Below are 17,645 nucleotides of genomic sequence, written 5' to 3'. Positions count from 1 at the left end.
GCCGTCTAGCGTTCCAGGATCAGCAGCAACAACTCCAGCCTGAATCTGCTGCTAGATCTCAATCTCCAGCCCCATCCAGACCTGTGGCTTCGAAGCCAACGGCTCCAGAGCCGACTCCGGCTGCGGTATCTCCTCCTATCACAGCCTCTCGACCAGACCCAGTGATTGTAAGATCACCTGTTACTCCGCCAGAGAGGATTCAACCTGTCGAAAGAGTCGATCCGTTTCAGCGTTGGGCACAACTGGCAAATGTTGGACAACTACGAGTGAGTCCCGGTGCTATGGAGTCTTTGAGAACAGCTTCCGGCGGTCTTGGTGATCAGTCTAATCCATCTGCATCAGCGACTCAGCAAAACCCGGTTATTCCCGTAGTCTCTATTGGTAGAACGGAAACAGAATCATCTAGCCTGACAAGCAGTTCTGACATGGTTCCTAACTCCTTTGGGGTGGCTTCGCCTACAGAATTGCGTTCCACGTTGAGTGCTGACATGACTCCTGGCATGATTGGCATTCTGAACCGTACTCCGGCGGGACAGCTTGATGGACAAATGGGTGGCTTCAGGGAAGTCGCGCTCGGAACGTTCACTAAAGCCAGGGTGATTATGCCGATGATTTGGGATGAGGGCAGCAATAATTCGACAGGTGGCACAGTGTCTGCCCAAGAAAATCGCTTTGCCGTAGAGTTGGTTGAAGATATGAAAGCCACCAATGGCACAGTGGCACTCCCTGCGGGTACGGTTTTAGTGATTCGCACTAGTGCTGTAGGGCGAGGTAATAATTTAGTGTCGGCAAGTGCGATCGCCATTGTGTATCGCGATCGCATTGGTCAAATTCGTCAGCAAACCTTACCTCCCGATAGCCTTCAGATTCGGGGGCAAGACAATCGACCATTAATAGCCCAAAAGCTCAATGATGTGGGACCTGATATCGCTCGCCAAGACCTGTTGACAGGGTTACTCAGCAGCTTGGGTCGGGTGGGAACGATTATCAATCAACCTCGCACCCAGTCCAGCACCACCACATCAGGAGGTAACTTTAATCAGAGCGTGATCACTTCGAGTGCTGAACCTCAGATTTGGGCGGCTGCATTGGAAGGTTTCTTCAATCCCATTGCTGAACGACTATCTCGCCGCTCTGATCAAACGATGCAAGAACTCTTGCAGCGACCCAATGTGCAGTTTGTTCCTGAAGGAACCGAAGTTTCTGTGGTGGTAAATAGCTTTTTGAGGGTAGACCGATGAGACCATTGCCCGCTCTGACCTTAGTTAGCACAGCATTATTGATTGGTTTGGTATCTCCTGGGCTGTCCGTTCAGGCACAAACATCAGCCTATCAGGTCGTAGATCGCAATAGGGCTACCACCAGTGCGGTTCAAGTTCAAGTTGCTCCTGGACGGGCAACTTCGGTTAGTTTTAGCCAGACGGATGAAACGATCGCCTATATTCTGTTAGCAGATGCCTCGCAGGTAGTCTACAGCACGGATGCTGAGTTAGAGACTAGGCGGGCAAAGACTATTTTCTTGAGAGTGATTCAACCGCTTCGCTTTCCAGGAGCAACCACTACGCCTGTAACCAACCTGATGGTGCAAACGGTAGATGCTAGAGGGCAGAATCGGCTCTACACGTTTGATATTATTCACAGCAGTAATCCGCGTTATGTCGGTGTTCAGATTTTGCCTGCGATCGCCCGTTCACAAGCTTATCCCACTGTTGGTAATCTCAACTTAACGCTGGACAACATTCAAACCGGGTTAAGCATTGCCATTCTGCGAGGTTACACGTCGATCGATGATCCTGTTGTTGCCAAAGTGCGACAGCTTCTGGAATTGATGCGAACCGAAAATATGACAGTTTCAGAGGCAGCCCACTCAGTTGAGGTTCCATTGGAGGTACTTGCATCTTTGGCAAGGCTTGTTCGAGAAGAAAGGGGTTTACCCGTCTAGAAAATCTATAAAAGTAGAATATTATGGGAAGCCTATGCTAAAGCAGCTTCGTTAAATTTTAACGAAGTTTGCTGAGTATTTACACGGGGTGGGAAGTTTATATAGTAAGAACCCTAAAGACTAGGCGTATTATGTCTCCCCCCGACCAAGGTCAACTTGTTGATGTCCGGCAGCGCCGCTATGTGGTGACAGAAGTTCAGAAGACGGTGTTGCCGAGTAATCCGTTGATTCAGGGCATTCAATCTGCCCAGCACCTGATCACCCTGACCTCAGTTGAGGATGATGCCCTGGGGGAAGAGTTGCAGGTGATCTGGGAACTGGAGCCGGGGGTTCATGTCCATGAAAAGACAGAACTACCTGAACCGACAGGGTTCGATTCTCCTGAACGGCTTGATGCATTTTTGGATGCCGTGCGTTGGGGAGCCTCCTCTTCTGCGGATATTCGCAATATCCAGTCTCCCTTTCGGAGCGGTATTGATATTGAGGATTACCAACTCGATCCGGTCGTGAGGGGAATTCAGATGCCTCGCGTCAACTTGTTGATTGCGGACGATGTGGGGTTAGGCAAAACAATCGAGGCTGGATTAGTTGCCCAAGAACTGATTTTGCGTCAACGGGTCAGGCGCATCTTGATTGTTTGCCCGTCTGCGCTGCAAATTCAGTGGCGCGATCAAATGCGGGACAAGTTTGGGCTAGATTTTCGTATCGTCGATAGTACTCTGATGAAAGAGTTGCGGCGGCGACGGGGCATTCACGTTAACCCCTGGACGCACTTTCCTCGTCTCATTACTTCCATCGACTTCCTGAAGCGCGATCGCCCCATCCGGTTATTCCGTGAGGTGTTGCCTGCAGAAGGAGAGTCCATCTATCCCCGTCGATTTGATCTACTGATTGTGGATGAGGCTCATAATGTTGCCCCATCAGGGAGTGGTCGCTATGCGATCGATTCCCAGCGCACGGCTGCCATTCGCCTATTGGCTCCTCACTTTGAGCACAAATTGTTTCTGACTGCGACTCCCCACAATGGCTACCGAGAGAGCTTTACGGCTCTGCTAGAACTGTTGGATACTCAACGGTTTGCCAGGGGAGTGGAGCCAGATCGGAACCAGCTTCAGGTCGTCATGGTGCGGCGATTGAAGCGAGAACTACCGCCCAAGTGGGATGGTACGCCCAGATTTCCAGAGCGGAAGTTGGCAGCTATTCCAGTTGATTACTCAGACATCGAGCGTCGGGTTCACACGGCTTTGCGGGAGTATACCGATTTACGCCGTAAAGCGGCTGCGGATGATCCCACTGAACTATACGCCACCGAGTTTGTTCTGAAGCTCCTGAAAAAGCGTCTTTTTTCTTCCCCAGCCGCCTTTGCCACTACGTTGGAGCAACACCAAAAGTCGTTGCAGGCTGCTAAACGCCGTAAAGCTAGCCGGATTGCTAAACCGACTGTGGGCATTCTGCGACGGCAGGTTGAGCAAATTGAGGAAGAATTTGCGGACGATGGATTGTATGAGGAATCGACAGAGGATGCGATCGCCAATACTAGCCTGCTATTTCGGGAGGTTACGCCTGAAGAGCAAGCACTGTTGCGAAAGATGCAAGCTTGGGCAGATGTAGCGGTCAAACGATCCGATTCTAAAGCGAAGCAGCTCTTGAACTGGATTAAGCAATACATCAAGCCCGATGGACAGTGGTCGAATGAACGGGTTTTGATTTTTACAGAGTACCGGGCAACGCAGAAGTGGCTCTATGATTTGCTGGCAACGGAGGGGCTGGTTGCAGGTGACCGCCTGATGACGCTGTATGGGGGGATGGATTCCCAGGATCGTGAGAAGGTAAAGGCGGCATTCCAGGCAAACCCTGAGCTTTCTCCGGTGCGGATTTTGCTGGCAACCGATGCCGCTTCTGAGGGATTGGACTTACAGAACCATTGCTCTCGCCTGATTCACTATGAGATTCCCTGGAACCCGAACCGCATGGAGCAGCGGAATGGACGGGTTGACCGTCACGGGCAGAAAGCGTCAGAAGTCCTGGTTTACCACTTCGTGGGCAAGGGTTATCAGCACTCTGCGGTTGGAACTCGTCCTGGAGATCTGGAAGGGGATCTGGAGTTTTTAATGCGGGCAGCGTTGAAGGTGAATACGATTCGGGAAGACCTGGGCAAGGTGGGTCCGGTAATTGCGACCCAGGTTGAGGAAGCCATGTTAGGGCGGCGAACCACGCTGGATACCAGCCGAGCGGAACGGGAGTCGGAACCCGTGCGGCGGATGCTAAAGTTTGAGCGATCGGTGCGGGAGCAAATTGAAAAGCTTCGAGAGCAGTTAAGTGAAACTCGCCGCAATTTCCGACTTACCCCAGAGAACATCGAAGCCGTTGTTAACATTGGGCTGGAATTGGCAGAACAACCGCCGCTGATACCATTAGAGATAGAGGGGTTGAGGGGACAAGCCTATCATCTGCCTGCGTTCCGGGGAAGCTGGTCAGCCTGCACGGAAGGACTGGCACATCCGCACACTCAAGAGATTCGCCCGGTTGTCTTTGACCCAGATCAATCGAATGGTAGGGATGATGTGGTGCTGGTGCATCTCAACCATCGGTTGGTGCAAATGTGCTTGCGCCTACTGCGAGCAGAGGTTTGGTCACGGGAAGGGCGGAAGCGGCTGCATCGCGTCACGGCTCGATTAGTTCCTAGTTCGGCATTAGAGCATCCGGTGGTGATTGCTCACGGACGCTTGGTGATTTTAGGCGGCGATCAGCAACGGCTCCATGAAGAGGTGATTACCGCTGGGGGAATGCTTAAAGAGGGGCGGTTCAGCCGACTCAATGTGGGACAGGTGCAGATGGCGTTAGATGCGGTGTTGCCTGATCCGATTCCAGAAACAGTTCAGCAGCGCCTCATGACGTTGTGGGAGGGACACAAAGAACCGCTGTTGCGATCGCTAGAAGCTCGCATGGGCGATCGCACCGCAGGTCTTCAGAAAGCGCTGCAAGACCGCTGTGATAAGGAGGTTGCCGATATTACGGCAATTTTGACGGAACTGCGTCAGAGCATTTTGAATGAACTGAAACAACCAGAGGTTGAGCAACTTGAGTTATTTAGCAATACGGAGCGGGAGCAGCTTGAGCGCAATCTCAAGAGCCTCGAAGCTAGATTAGAACAGATTCCCCAGGAGATTGAACAGGAGGCAGCCGCTATCCGAGCCAGGTTTAGAGATCCGACACCCCGATTATTTCCGCTGGCTGTTACGTATTTGATTCCTCAAAAGTTGATCTAGATTTGAAAAACGTTCTTATGACTACTGCCCCAAAAATCACTCACGCTTTTGCCATTCTTGCACCCGTACCAGAGGAGCACTTGCTATCTGGATTAGAGTCAATTCAAGTACAGGAAGCCAAGGGTATTGAAGAACCGATTGTTGCTTTTGGCAGTACAGCCTTTAATATTTTTCGCAAAGCTGATGAGTTGCGAGGGGGGCATGGAGGAAGTCTGGTAGAAGTTTTTCTCTACGCTTCTCATGCTGAAGAACAACCCTTAACTCCAAAGGCAACATGGCATGCAATTTATGTGAAGCATATTGAAGCAAGAAATGGGCGTTACCCCAAGGAGCGATCTTATGAACGTCCTGAAACCGCTCTCAATGGCGATAAGCCTGTTTGGGCAATTTTTTGGCAAGTTCAGAGCTTGAAGAAATTGAATGTACCGATTCCCATCAAGCAATTTCACGGTTTAGATAAGCGATCGCCCTATCAAGCTCGTTTTATTCCTGAAGGTCCGCTACTGGTGCAATATCCTCAGCTACCAGGGAGCGTATCCTAATGCGCTCGATCAGTTCTTACGATGCACTTGAAAATCTTGGGAGAGTGCGGCTTTCCAAAAACTTCTTTATGCGAGATTTTCTGTACAGCGAGATCTCCAATTACTACAAAATTCCTAATATTCCAGAAAATCCAGACCTTGCTATTGAGGTGGGCAAGCATTTATGTGAAGACTTGCTGGAACCGCTTCAAGAAGCCTTTGGGCGAATTACTATTCGGTCTGCCTACCGTTCTCCGGCGGTTAATCAGTTTGGAAATGAGCATGACCACAACTGCGGTAGTAACGAGAACAACCGGGCTGGACATATTTGGGATTGGCGTGACAAGGATGGCTGTATCGGAGGGACCGTTTGTATTGCTGTGAACTGGTATCTCGACCATTATGAGCAAGCGGTCGAAAATCGCCCGCTTGCCTGGTGGATTCATGACCACCTCCCTTACTCAAGTCTGTGCTTCTTTCCGAAACTGTGCGCTTTCAACATTACCTGGCGTGAAAACCCCAGTCGCAGCATCAGTAGTTATATTGCTCCGAATCGTGGCTATTTAACCCATGCAGAGATGGATAACTTTTTGGGAAACCACCGTGAGCATTATTCTGGCTTTCCAACCTTGAAAACAGGGCTAACAGTAGATGACTACCGACGAGCATTTGAGGCGATTGCCCCTGATCTGACAGAGGGACATCGGGCAATGCTCAAATCGCACTACCACGCTCCGCATCGAACCATCACCGCTTCACAGTTGGCAGAAGCAGCCTGCTATGAAGGCTATCAAGGGGCAAATATACAGTATGCCAAAGTCGGTCAAAAGGTGGCTAACTTCTTGGGCTATGAACCGCCGCAAACTGAGAGGAATGGGCAACCCTTTTGGTCATGGGTTTTTGCGGATGGCGACTGGCGACGAAAAGACGATAGCTCTCAGCAAAATTGGTACTGGGTCATGCATCCGCAGGTGATTGCAGCCCTTCCGCTTACAAGTTGGTTCGAGGTCTAACAATGTCTACTGCACGTCACCACGCTGAATGGCTCTCTCTAGTTGAAGTATCGGGTCCGTTCCTGAGCCTACCTGTGTTGCTTCAGGTATTTCCGAACGGGCTGGAGGCGCATGAACCAGAGCAGATGAGATTGCTGCGGCTTGCCCATGAGGAGTGGGAAGACAACCAGAAGAGCTTGCAGCCGGAGACTGCCATCCATCGCGCTTGGGTGGAGTTTGTGCTGCAAGAGACGCTGGGGTTGCCGGGTGAGGTGTTGTTGTCGGGGCAGGCAATTCCAACCGGGTTGCAGGTGACGATCGCTGAGCATCAGGAAACATTGCGTCCCGATTGGGTGGTGGTGAATCCCCGTGATGCAGCAGAAGTGGGTAAACCGAGGTTACTAGTGCAGGTGGTGCCTGCGGGACAGGATTTAGAAAAGGGGCTGAAGGGTTCCCGCTGGGCTGCCAGTCCTGCGACTCGGATGATGGAGTTGCTCCATGCTTGCAATGTGCGGCTGGGACTGTTGACGAATGGCGAACACTGGATGCTGGTGAATGCGCCAAAGGGAGAAACGACGGGCTATATCTCCTGGTATGCGACGCTCTGGCAGGAAGAACCCATTACCTTCAGAGCATTCCGCAGTTTGCTGGGGGTCGATCGCTTCTTTCGGGTGGATGAACCGCAAACGCTGGAGGTAATGCTGGCGCAAAGTATCAATAGCCAGCAAGAAGTCACCGACCAGTTGGGCTATCAGGTACGGAAGGCGGTTGATGTATTGGTGCAGTCGATCGACCGGATTGACCAGGATCGAAACCGATCGCTGTTGCAGGGTATTTCGGAAACTCGATTGTATGAAGCGGCATTGACGGTGATGATGCGGCTGGTGTTTTTGTTCTCAGCCGAGGAACGCAAGCTGATTCCGCCCCATGAGAATGAGCTTTACAACACGCATTATGCAGTTTCGACGTTGCGATCGCGCTTGCGGGAGCAGGCGGATCAGTTTGGGGAGGAGGTGCTGGAGCGACGGCAGGATGCCTGGTGTCGCTTGCTGGCAACGTTTCGGGCGGTGTATGCCGGAGTAGATCATGATGCGCTGTTTATTCCTGCCTATGGTGGGAGTCTGTTTGACCCCGATCGCTTTCCTTTTTTAGAGGGGCGGCGGGAGGGGACTGATTGGAAATTGCAGACGGCTGACCCAATTCCTGTGAATAACCGCACGGTGTTGCACCTGTTAGAAGCATTACAGATTCTTCAGGTGAAGGTGCCGGGGGGCGGTGGAGTGGAGCCACGTAAGCTGTCTTTCCGGGCATTGGATATTGAGCAGATTGGGCATGTTTATGAGGGGTTGCTCGATCACACGGCAGTTCGGGCGGCAGACCCGATTCTGGGATTGGTAGGGACGAAGGACAAGGAGCCGGAGATTTCGCTGGCGGTGTTGGAGGCACAGGCGGCGAAAGGGGAATCTGCTCTGGTCACTTTCTTGAAGGAGCAAACGGGTAAATCGCCGTCGGCATTGCAGAAGGCTGTAGCCACTCAAGCAAGCCAATCGAGTGGAACAGGTGAAACACCTCAAGATCACCAAGCAAGGCAGCGCTTACTGATTGCTTGCAATAACGATCGCGCCCTGTTGGATCGCATTCTACCGTTTGCCAAGCTGATCCGGTTCGATACATTGGACTACCCAGTGGTGATTCCAGCAGGCAGTGTGTATGTGACAGCGGGGGTCGATCGCCGTCAGACTGGAACGCACTACACGCCGCGCAATCTAACTGAGGAGATTGTGCAGTATACGCTGGAGCCGTTGGTGTATGAGGGCGTGGCAGAGGGGAAGCCGAAGGAAGCGTGGCGGTTGCGATCGCCTGCTGAATTGCTGCAACTGAAGATTTGCGATATGGCGATGGGCAGTGGGGCATTTTTGGTGCAGACCTGTCGCTATTTGGCTGAGAAGCTGGTGGAAGCATGGCAGCAGATAGAGGCAGAGCATCCGGGGCAGGTGGTGATTGCGCCAGAGGGCACGCTGTCGGCAGCATTGCCGGAGGAGTGCCCCATTCCCAAAGATGCCGATGAGCGGTTAGTGGTGGCGCGGCGGATTGTGGCGGATCGCTGTCTTTACGGAGTTGATAAAAACCCGTTAGCCGTCGAGATGGCGAAGCTGTCGCTGTGGCTGATTACGCTGGCGAAAGGGCGACCGTTTACATTTCTGAATCATGCATTAAAGTGCGGTGACTCTTTATTAGGAGTAGGAAATGTAGAACAACTTGAGAAATTTCATCTCAACCCACAAGAAGGAACTCAATTCCCAATTGCACCTTTAGAGCAAATTCAGAATCTTTTGAAACGCGCAATTGACGAACGTAAGACTTTAGAGCAATTTAGATCAGATAGTATTGATCAAATCCAGGAGAAGGAGAGACGACATAAGAAAGCAGAATCATTACTAGAGCAAGTCCGATTTGTAGGTGACCTATTAGTAGGTGAGGCATTGAAAGATGCCCGAAAAGCAACCAACCTGTCAAAGGATGATCTAGATTCTTTATCTGCTGATGTAACCAATGCATTATCTGAAAAGGATGGGGATGGACGTTCTCATAAAATTCAAGTTCTTCAGAAAAAAGCAACTCGAATGCTCACCGATCGCCAGCCCTTCCATTGGGTCATTGAATTTCCAGAGGTATTTTTAGACGAGTCGGCACCAAAGGGATTTTCAGCTATCGTCGGCAACCCACCGTTTCAAGGCGGACAAAAGATTACAGGAGCACTTGGGACAGACTACCGAAATTTCTTAGTGGAATATCTTGCAAACAGTCAACGAGGCAGTGCAGATCTTTGTGCTTACTTCTTCCTGCGAGCCAATCAACTCACCAACAATGCTGGAGGATTTGGATTAGTTGCAACTAATACCATTGCTCAAGGTGATACCCGTGAAGTTGGGCTAGATCAATTAGTTGCAAATGGTTGTGTCATTCATCGTGCTGTGCCGAGTATTCCCTGGATTGGTTCTGCTAGCTTGGAAGTTGCTTATATTTGGATAAACAAATGCAGTTGGAGAGGAAACTTTTTATTAAGGGAAACACCTGTCTTAGGAATTACGACTCTGTTAACCGCATTAGGGAAGAGTTCTGGTAATCCAATTGCTCTTCAAACCAATGCTAATAAATGTTTCATTGGCTCAACAGTTGTAGGCTTAGGTTTTGTCTTAGATCCTAAAGAAGCAAAACAATTGATTTGTACTAATCCTACAAACAAGGATGTTTTGTTCCCATATCTAGTTGGTGAAGATTTAAACTCTCACCCTGAGCAGTTACCTAGCCGTTGGATTATCAATTTTTCAGATTGGGCTTTAGATCCGCAACATGATGATCCCAAAAATCCTAAAGGCTCGCCGTATGCTGCTGACTATCCTGACTGTTTAGCAATTGTAAAAGAGAAAGTTAAGCCTGATCGAGAAAGGCTAGAAAAGGGTGATGCAACTTCGCGCGACAGAGCTAAGCGCTGGTGGCAATTCGCCCGACCAACCATAAAACTTTACAGAGCTATAGCTGAAATGGATCATGTACTGGCGATAGCTATTGTGAGTAAGACAGTTGCATTTACTTTTATACCAACCAGGCAAATCTATGCTCATAAACTTGCCATACTTGCCTTTAAAAATTATTCACATTTTTGTGCTCTTCAATCAAATTTTCATTATCAATGGGCTTGGAACTACAGTTCAACAATGAAAGCGGATTTGAACTACAGCCCTTCAGACTGCTTTGAAACCTTTCCCTTCCCCACACCCGATCCCTCAGACCTTAGCAGCCAATTCCCAACCCTCGACACGATCGGCGAAACCTACTACACCCATCGTCAGGCAATCATGCGCGATCGACAGGAAGGACTCACCAAAACTTACAACCGCTTCCATGATGCCAACGAGACGGCGAGTGATATTCAGAAATTGCGAGAGTTGCATGTTGAGATGGATCAGGCAGTTGCTGCTGCCTACGGTTGGCAAGACCTCGACTTAGGGCACGGTTTTCATCAGACGAAACAGGGCGATCGGTTCACCATCAGCGAAACTGCAAGACGCGAAGTGCTCGATCGATTGTTGGAGTTAAACCATCAGCGCTACGCCGAAGAGGTTGCCCAAGGTTTGCATGATAAGAAAAAGGGAAGAGGTAAAAGTAAGAGTAAAGAAAAAAAACAAGTTAAAGAAATAAAAGGTGGAGATACTCCAATTCAAACAAGTCTATTCTGATCAGCTATGAATACAACTCATTATTACTTTCAACTTACGGATCAACCTCGTGCAGGTGTTATTCCAAGTATTACTAAAGATATTCTAGAATTCTATTCCACTAAAAAGCTTACGAAGAAACAGTGGGTAAAGGAGTCTTCTTTTATAGTGAAATATAAAAAAGAGGAAGAGGTTGAGTTTAAGGATAGCAAGCCAATCAGTTATAGTGAGCTAGCTAAGAATATTCGGCTTTTTGGAAGTTTTTCTAGTGAAGAATATAACTTACCAAAGTATGAGTGCTTTTGGCTGGACAATAATATTGTCATGCAAATCAACTTTCATAAATTTGATGATGCTTCCTCAGATGCATTAACAATATGTATTGATTCACCTAAACAGATGTATGGAGAAAAGTTTCCAATCTCCCCAAAACTAGACAGAGAAGGACATGTAATTAGTTCCATGCAGGCTTCTCTCATTCAGCGCATTATAAACATAAGGAAGATGCTCATTGCTGAGTCCAATAAAGCCTTATACATTGAATGGGTATTTGATTTAAGAACGCTGATTAGTGATGTTATCTCATTAGTAGAGATTACCCTTCACCAAATTTATACAAAAGCAGAATACGATCCACTTCCTGGCTGGAGATTTGACAAAACTAAGTTGGGTGAGAAACATGGGAGGCGTGTAACTGACAAATTGAAGTGGATTGGTCAAATTACAGGAAAGCCTTTAGATGACGCAAGAGATGAAGTGCTTTCGCTTAACAATTTACGCCATATTAGAAATCATATGATGCATTTCGATCCTCCGTGTTTAGTTATTCCATTGGAGGAAGTAGGATTTTGGCTAAATCAAGTTTTAGATATTGCTTTTCTACTCCAAAAAATTAGAACTAAGCTAGGTGTGCCAATCTCTTCTGAGCTGGCTAACTTTATGCTGCAAAGAGATGTAGTCTTTACTCCTGAACCTTGCTTTCAGGCAAGATTACCCATTGATTCCATTAAAACGGGTTATCTATCGTCATATTGGTCTGGAGAACAGCAAAATAGTGCAAAAGACGAGCAACAAAATTTAGTTGGAGACTTACAAGGTGGAATAAATGATTCAAAGCCAAGCGCTTTTATAAGCAAAGATACTCTTCAAATACTTGAAGCTTCGGAAGAGTCAGAGATTTCTTCAGGCAATAGAAAAAGAAAACCAAAAGGTTTTGACTATAAGAAAAAATCAAAATAGTGGAAATCACCAGAACATATAACTGTTTCGATGATGGATGTTAATGGGATAGCATGATAAAGGTAAGAATAAAACCAAAGTAACTCCTAAAAAAAGCAAGTCTAAGGTAGATTCGGTTCAGGGCAGCTTATTCTAATTGGAAGATTCTGAGGCTATGAAATGCAAGAATTAGAAGAAATAGGAGTTTGGTGGATTCCATCAAACCCAGAGATTCAAGTATCTGGACTGCTTAAATTCTCTAGTTCAACTGGCATTCGGCTAGAACTAATTGGTTCTCTTCAGGAACACAGCAAGGTAGATTGCCCAATAATTTTGGGTGTAACTCAAGGTAAATTAATTACTCTTTGTGAGAGTAGAGTCATTCATTCACGCTCTTCTATTCCTGGATTTGACAGTGAAAAATATACTGTAAAGATAGCTTTTATCGGTGCTCATTTTTCGAGCCTCGACGAAGTAAAATTTTTTCGAGTAGCAGTAGAGTACAGTTATTTATCTGATTGGGCTAATCCTCCTGTGATTAAAAGGCAAGAAGAGCTTGAAGAAGATAATTACAACATCCGAGAACTTAATTTCTCATACACTCGCCCTGAACCCGTTCGGGGCAGTACAGATCAAGGAGTTTTGTCGTTAGTTTATACCTGGCAGGATGCGGGACAGCCATTTCAAATAGATTTCAGCCAATCTGCAAATTTTGAAATCAAATCACAAGAAGAGTTTTCTTTTGATGAGTGGATGGCTAAACTTGTCTTTCCACTTCAAAACTTCATTACTCTAGCAACCGACAGACCTAATTCTGTAACACGAGTTTTAGTTTTTTCTCGCTACGGAGTTCGATCAACTGAGGACACTCCACATTTCACCAAACAGGATAGTTCTATCGAAGTTATTTATCGTAGTGTCTACACTGAGGCAAGACAGGACAATCGCTTGTTGCCAGATGACCTTCTGTTTCAGTTGAAGGATATTAAAGAAACATTCGGAGATACAATGGCACGTTGGCTGGCGATCGCGGCTGAGTTAGACAGCGTATGCAACCTCTTCTTCAGCACTCGATATAGTCAAAGAATGTATCAGGAAAACCATTTTCTTAATATTGTTCAAGCAGCAGAATCATATCATCGTAGAAGGCGATTTAACCGAGTGTTGCCCAAAGAAGAGCATGAAAAACGTATTTCTAGAATAATTGATAACGCTTTAGAAGAAGACAAGGAATGGCTAAAGCAAAAACTAAGCTTTAGTAATGAGCCAAGCCTGAAAGAGAGACTTATCGATTTGAGACAAGAGACCAGCGAAATAATCTCTCCGCTCATTACTGATGAAGATTCATTTATTAAACAGATACGAGACACTCGTAATTACTTAACTCATTACGATAAATCGCTTTGGAAAAAGGCTGTAAAAGAAGAAGACTTATACTGGCTTACGTATACTCTAGAGGTTCTTCTTCAAACTTGTTTTCTCAAGGAATTAGGTTTCTCTCCTGAGCAATGCGTGGCTTTATTTGAAAGAAATGAGCGGTATCAATTTGCCATACAGAGAACAAACGGAAAAACACAAAGCAATTTATTCTAAACAGCTTCATCTAACACTCGGATATGTAAAACTTCATTATTCATCAGCGGCTCAATTTGTGACTCAGAAACTACTAGAACGGCAATTGTTTCTCCTACCGCGTTAAATACCTCTAGGCTATAGCCATCCTCCCCATCTGCTACCGGATGATGCTCCACGATCGTTGCCACGTCTCCCCGCCGCAGTTTATGGTTGGGGAAGTCGTTCCGCAGTGCCACTCGTGTAAACAACTCAAATGCCATTATTTAACCCCCTTGTCTGGATACAGCGTAATAAATTTCGTTTGTTGCGTCTCGTATTCCACCATCCAAATCGTGACCACTGCTAAATTGACCCCATTTGCTCCCGTCAAAACACCTCGAATCTCATAAACATCCCCAAATCGATTTGGCTCATCACTCGGCACCGCATCCAGCGGTAAAATCTGCTTCCTCAAATCTGCTTCCAACTGCTGCCAGTTCTCTTGACCATAGCCCGCCTGAGCCAAAAACTGTGATTTGTCGTCTGCATCGCGCCAAACCAGCAGATACTTTGTTAACTTGGCAGTTGCAATAATCGCATCAGGCGGGAGTTTCATAGAGGGAAGAATGTTCTCCAAAAACTAATGGAATCTATCGCTGAAAGGCATAGCGCTTGCGTGCCCCAGTTACGTTAAGTCGCATTGAAAGAACTTCTTTAGTGACACTGTAATGGTCAACAGCCTGGGGAATCGTCATGCCCGTTTTCACAATATGTAATGCTGCCTCTTCAGAAATTAGAAGGGCTGGTCCCAACCAGTTTGCTTCATCTTCAAGCTCCTTATTGAAATTGCGACAACCGTAATCACCGAATGGCTCCATCGGTGGGTGCTGAAGAATGGCGTGGCTCAATTCATGGGAAATATTTGATGCCTGCCGATTCTTTGAATGAGCATCATTGTGAACAATCATCCGTCGATAGCCTCGAAATACCGTTACTGCCGAAAAACACTGGCGATCGTGTTCCATCAGGTAATCGATGTGGTGAACGGCAATCTCAGCCTGCAACTGAGAAAGAGGAACAACTGGAATCTCCAGATGGGCTGCAAGTCTCCAGGGACAAAGTGGGTCATGTGCCCTCAACCCAAGTTCTGTCCGAAATTCTCTGGCATAGCTATTTGTCTCTTTCTTAAAGCCGCGACGTAATGACATTTTATTGATCCTTACGAAGTTTTTCGTAAGCCGCTTTCACAACCGCTTCGATCGCAGCCGATCCTTCAGGCGTTAAATGTGGATCAGCCCGTAGGTAAGCCGTAATCGTGGCTAGGTTATCCGAAGGCTGGTCACTACGGTCATGATGCACAAAAGAATTGGCATCCAAACCCGACCAAACTAGCAACGCCGCCATACTATCTACGTCTGGTCGTCTCCCTTGCGCCATGCGAGTCAGTGTAGACGCGCTTACACCAGACTCTTCAGCCACCTGCTTCCAGTTCAACCGCTTCGACTGCCGCTGGCTATCCAACGCGGCATAGAAAGCTTCAACGTCGAATTGACCCTTTGGCATCTATCCTCCAATTGCTCTCTTGCAATTCTAAATCATTTGTGCAATATAATAAGATAATTGCACTTTCGCAATTAAAAGTCTATCTAGCAATCAGGAGGTTGCATTATGGTTACATCCAGAGGGTATCGAATTCAAATCGATGAAAAGCCCTATATTGTGAATGACCCGGTGATTACTGGACTTCAGCTTCTAGATCTGGTCGGCAAGAGACCGGCTGACGAATACCTGATTTTTCAAGTGCTCCAGGGTGGTCAACTAGAAGAAATTCGGCTCGACGAAACCACCGATCTCCGTAAGCCAGAGCTGGAGAGATTTATTACCTTTGAGAGCGATCGCTCCTTCCGGCTGGTGATCGACGGTCGGCGATTTGAGTGGGGCAGACCCCTAATCAATGGGCTGGAGTTGAAAAAGTTGGCGGGTGTTGACACTGCAACTTACGGCATCTGGCTCGAAGTTCGAGGTGCCGAAGATCGGGCGATCGCAGACAACGAATTGGTTGACCTGCAACAGCCGGGAGTCGAACGGTTCTTCACGGGTAAGAAAACCACCACCGAGGGCAACAGCTTTCTACCGGCGAAAGATCGGGAATACCTTGCGGGTCGAGGGCTGCAATTCGATGAAATCGTTGATGGCTCCAACAAAGGGGTGATCATTCGAGGCTTTCCTCTTCCCTCGGGGCGCTTTGATGCTGGGCAAGCCGATCTTCTGCTTCTCTTGCCGTTTGGTTATCCCGATACGCCACCAGATATGTTCTTTGTCCTTCCTTGGATCAAGCTAGCCCAAATCGCCAAATACCCAAAAGCCGCCGACCAGCCCTTTCCTTTTAACGGACAGCAGTGGCAACGCTGGTCCCGCCATAACAATGAATGGCGACCGGGGGTAGATGGCATTTGGACCATGCTGAAGCGGGTGGAACACGCCCTGGAGGTGGCAGCATGATAACGTCCAGCTTGACTGCTAGCCTGACAATTCAGGAATGTCACCTGAACCGTCTTAAGGAGTTCTTGATCCACCAGGATGGAGTAGAACGCGCTGCTTACATTTTATGTGGGGAGTCATCAAGCTCGCTCGACCCCTGGACTGGGCATCCCCATCGTAAATTCTTCTCCTACGACATTCTGCCTGTTCTGGAGGATGAAGTCCTTTCGAGTTCTGACCAGCACATCACCTGGAAAACTGATTCCTTCGTGCGAACCTTGAAACAAGCGCAGGAGCAAGGTTTAACTGTTGCGCTTATGCACAGTCATACAGGGGGCTTTGCAGAATTTTCTGACCAGGACGATGCCAATGAACCCGATTTAGTCGAGCTAGCTCAGCATCGAAACGGAGAGAACACGTCACTCCTGAGCCTCATTCTGACTTCAGATGAAAAGCTGGTCGGTCGCCTCTGGACTACTCAGCAGCAGTGGATTCCGCTTCGTCTAATCTCAGTTGTCGGTGAATCGATCCGACTCCATTACCCAGGAAGAGGGCAGGGGCAATCTTCTCCCATCCTCCAAAGGCAGGCATTAGCGTTTGGGAGAGTGCTGGAGCAAGACTTGGCAATGTGGCGAGTAGGGATTGTCGGCTGCGGAGGAACTGGCAGTGCTACTGCTATGCTGCTGCCTAAAATGGGATTCCGACGTATTGCCCTCTTTGACAAAGATATTGTCGAGGAGAGCAATTTGAACCGTCTGCATGGTGCAACCCAAGCAGATGTAGACGCGAAGCGTCCCAAAGTGGAGGTCATTGCGCGATCGCTAACGGAGCTAGGCTTGGGAATGCAGGTGAAAACATACCAGTCCTGGATTGGCGATCCAGAATGCCGGGATGCCCTTAAAGCCTGCGACATCATTTTCGGTTGTACGGATGATCATGCCGGACGCTTGCTGCTTAATCGCTATGCCTATTACTATGTCACGCCCGTTTTTGATATGGGTTTGGCAATTGAGGTATCGCCATCAGAGCCACCAGAAATCAAGGCAATGGACGGACGGGTGACTGCCCTCGTTCCTGGTCATACTTGTCTCCTCTGCCGAGGAATTATCAGTCCTGCGATCGCACGTGATGAAGCTCTCAAGCGAAATAACCCCACTGAATATGAACGCCGAAAGGCAGAAGCCTACGTTTTGGGTGAAGGCAATCCTAGTCCCGCTGTTGTTCTGTTCACGACTGATGTGGCAATCATGGCGATCGAAGAACTGGTGCATCGACTTCAGGGTTTCCGAGGAGAAAACGGTTCAGTTGCCCAGCGGGTACGCAAATTTCACCTTATGGAAGATCGACGGCAAGGAGCTAATCCTGACCCATATTGCCCAGTTTGCGGATCTGTGGAGTACTGGGGCAGAGGGGATGTTGACCCATTTCTCAATCTAGTGGGGTAAAAC

13 protein-coding genes and 1 pseudogene are annotated in these 17,645 nt (G+C 48.1%); 10 read left to right on the top strand and 4 right to left on the bottom strand.

Annotation, left to right across the window (positions count from 1 at the left end; genetic code table 11):
• The 8 genes and pseudogenes from IQ268_RS12565 to IQ268_RS12530 all read left to right on the top strand — a co-directional run.
• A partial coding sequence (locus IQ268_RS12565; RefSeq protein ID WP_228035306.1) for a TrbI/VirB10 family protein occupies positions 1-1,241 on the top strand: 1,241 nt, incomplete at its 5' end.
• The gene (locus IQ268_RS12560) at positions 1,238-1,942 is read left to right on the top strand and encodes a hypothetical protein (protein ID WP_193879043.1); all 705 of its coding nucleotides are present in this window, start codon (positions 1,238-1,240) and stop codon (positions 1,940-1,942) included. The genes IQ268_RS12565 and IQ268_RS12560, both read left to right, overlap by 4 nt.
• A 131-nt stretch (positions 1,943-2,073) precedes the next feature.
• A complete protein-coding gene (gene drmD, locus IQ268_RS12555; RefSeq protein WP_193879041.1) occupies positions 2,074-5,211 on the top strand; it encodes a DISARM system SNF2-like helicase DrmD in 3,138 nt (1,045 codons plus the stop codon).
• Positions 5,212-5,213: 2 nt separating this feature from the next.
• Complete coding sequence (locus IQ268_RS12550; RefSeq protein WP_228035305.1) at positions 5,214-5,753, top strand: hypothetical protein; 540 nt, start codon at positions 5,214-5,216, stop codon at positions 5,751-5,753.
• Positions 5,753-6,370: pseudogene (locus IQ268_RS33380) on the top strand (hypothetical protein); the annotation flags it as partial. The gene IQ268_RS12550 and the pseudogene IQ268_RS33380, both read left to right, overlap by 1 nt.
• Positions 6,371-6,747: 377 nt before the next feature.
• Positions 6,748-10,965, top strand: coding sequence for a DNA methyltransferase (locus IQ268_RS12540; RefSeq protein ID WP_193879039.1), 4,218 nt, complete (start codon positions 6,748-6,750; stop codon positions 10,963-10,965).
• Positions 10,966-10,971: 6 nt separating this feature from the next.
• The gene (locus IQ268_RS12535; protein WP_193879036.1) at positions 10,972-12,183 is read left to right on the top strand and encodes a hypothetical protein; all 1,212 of its coding nucleotides are present in this window, start codon (positions 10,972-10,974) and stop codon (positions 12,181-12,183) included.
• 159 nt (positions 12,184-12,342) lie between these two features.
• Positions 12,343-13,755, top strand: a complete 1,413-nt coding sequence (locus IQ268_RS12530) for a HEPN domain-containing protein (protein ID WP_193879033.1) — start codon at positions 12,343-12,345, stop codon at positions 13,753-13,755.
• Here the strand turns inward: IQ268_RS12530 and IQ268_RS12525 are convergent.
• The 4 genes from IQ268_RS12525 to IQ268_RS12510 are packed head-to-tail and all read right to left on the bottom strand — an operon-like array spanning position 13,752 to position 15,279.
• Entirely contained in the window at positions 13,752-13,997 is a 246-nt protein-coding gene (locus IQ268_RS12525) for a DUF4926 domain-containing protein (RefSeq protein WP_193879030.1), read from the bottom strand. The genes IQ268_RS12530 and IQ268_RS12525 overlap by 4 nt on opposite strands.
• Positions 13,997-14,332 carry a DUF6883 domain-containing protein gene (locus tag IQ268_RS12520; protein WP_193879027.1) on the bottom strand — a complete coding sequence of 112 codons (336 nt, stop codon included), beginning with the start codon at positions 14,330-14,332 and terminating at the stop codon, positions 13,997-13,999. Before IQ268_RS12520 ends, IQ268_RS12525 begins: the two co-directional genes overlap by 1 nt.
• Positions 14,333-14,366: 34 nt before the next feature.
• Positions 14,367-14,924 carry an ImmA/IrrE family metallo-endopeptidase gene (locus tag IQ268_RS12515; RefSeq protein WP_193879024.1) on the bottom strand — a complete coding sequence of 186 codons (558 nt, stop codon included), beginning with the start codon at positions 14,922-14,924 and terminating at the stop codon, positions 14,367-14,369.
• A gap of 1 nt (position 14,925) precedes the next feature.
• On the bottom strand, positions 14,926-15,279 hold the full coding sequence (locus IQ268_RS12510) for a helix-turn-helix domain-containing protein (RefSeq protein WP_193879021.1): 354 nt from the start codon (positions 15,277-15,279) through the stop codon (positions 14,926-14,928).
• Between the two features lie 105 nt (positions 15,280-15,384).
• Here IQ268_RS12510 and IQ268_RS12505 point away from each other — a divergent pair, with 105 nt between their 5' ends.
• Both IQ268_RS12505 and IQ268_RS12500 read left to right on the top strand, forming a co-directional pair.
• Complete coding sequence (locus IQ268_RS12505; RefSeq protein WP_193879018.1) at positions 15,385-16,218, top strand: multiubiquitin domain-containing protein; 834 nt, start codon at positions 15,385-15,387, stop codon at positions 16,216-16,218.
• Positions 16,215-17,642, top strand: a complete 1,428-nt coding sequence (locus IQ268_RS12500; RefSeq protein ID WP_193879015.1) for a ThiF family adenylyltransferase — start codon at positions 16,215-16,217, stop codon at positions 17,640-17,642. The genes IQ268_RS12505 and IQ268_RS12500 overlap by 4 nt, the downstream gene beginning before the upstream one ends.
• Positions 17,643-17,645: the final 3 nt, after the last annotated feature.

Origin of the sequence: Oculatella sp. LEGE 06141 (assembly GCF_015207605.1) — a bacterium.
GTDB lineage: Bacteria > Cyanobacteriota > Cyanobacteriia > Elainellales > Elainellaceae > Oculatella.
Note: the sequence above shows the minus strand (reverse complement) of the source record. Positions and strands in the feature narration are given on the sequence as shown.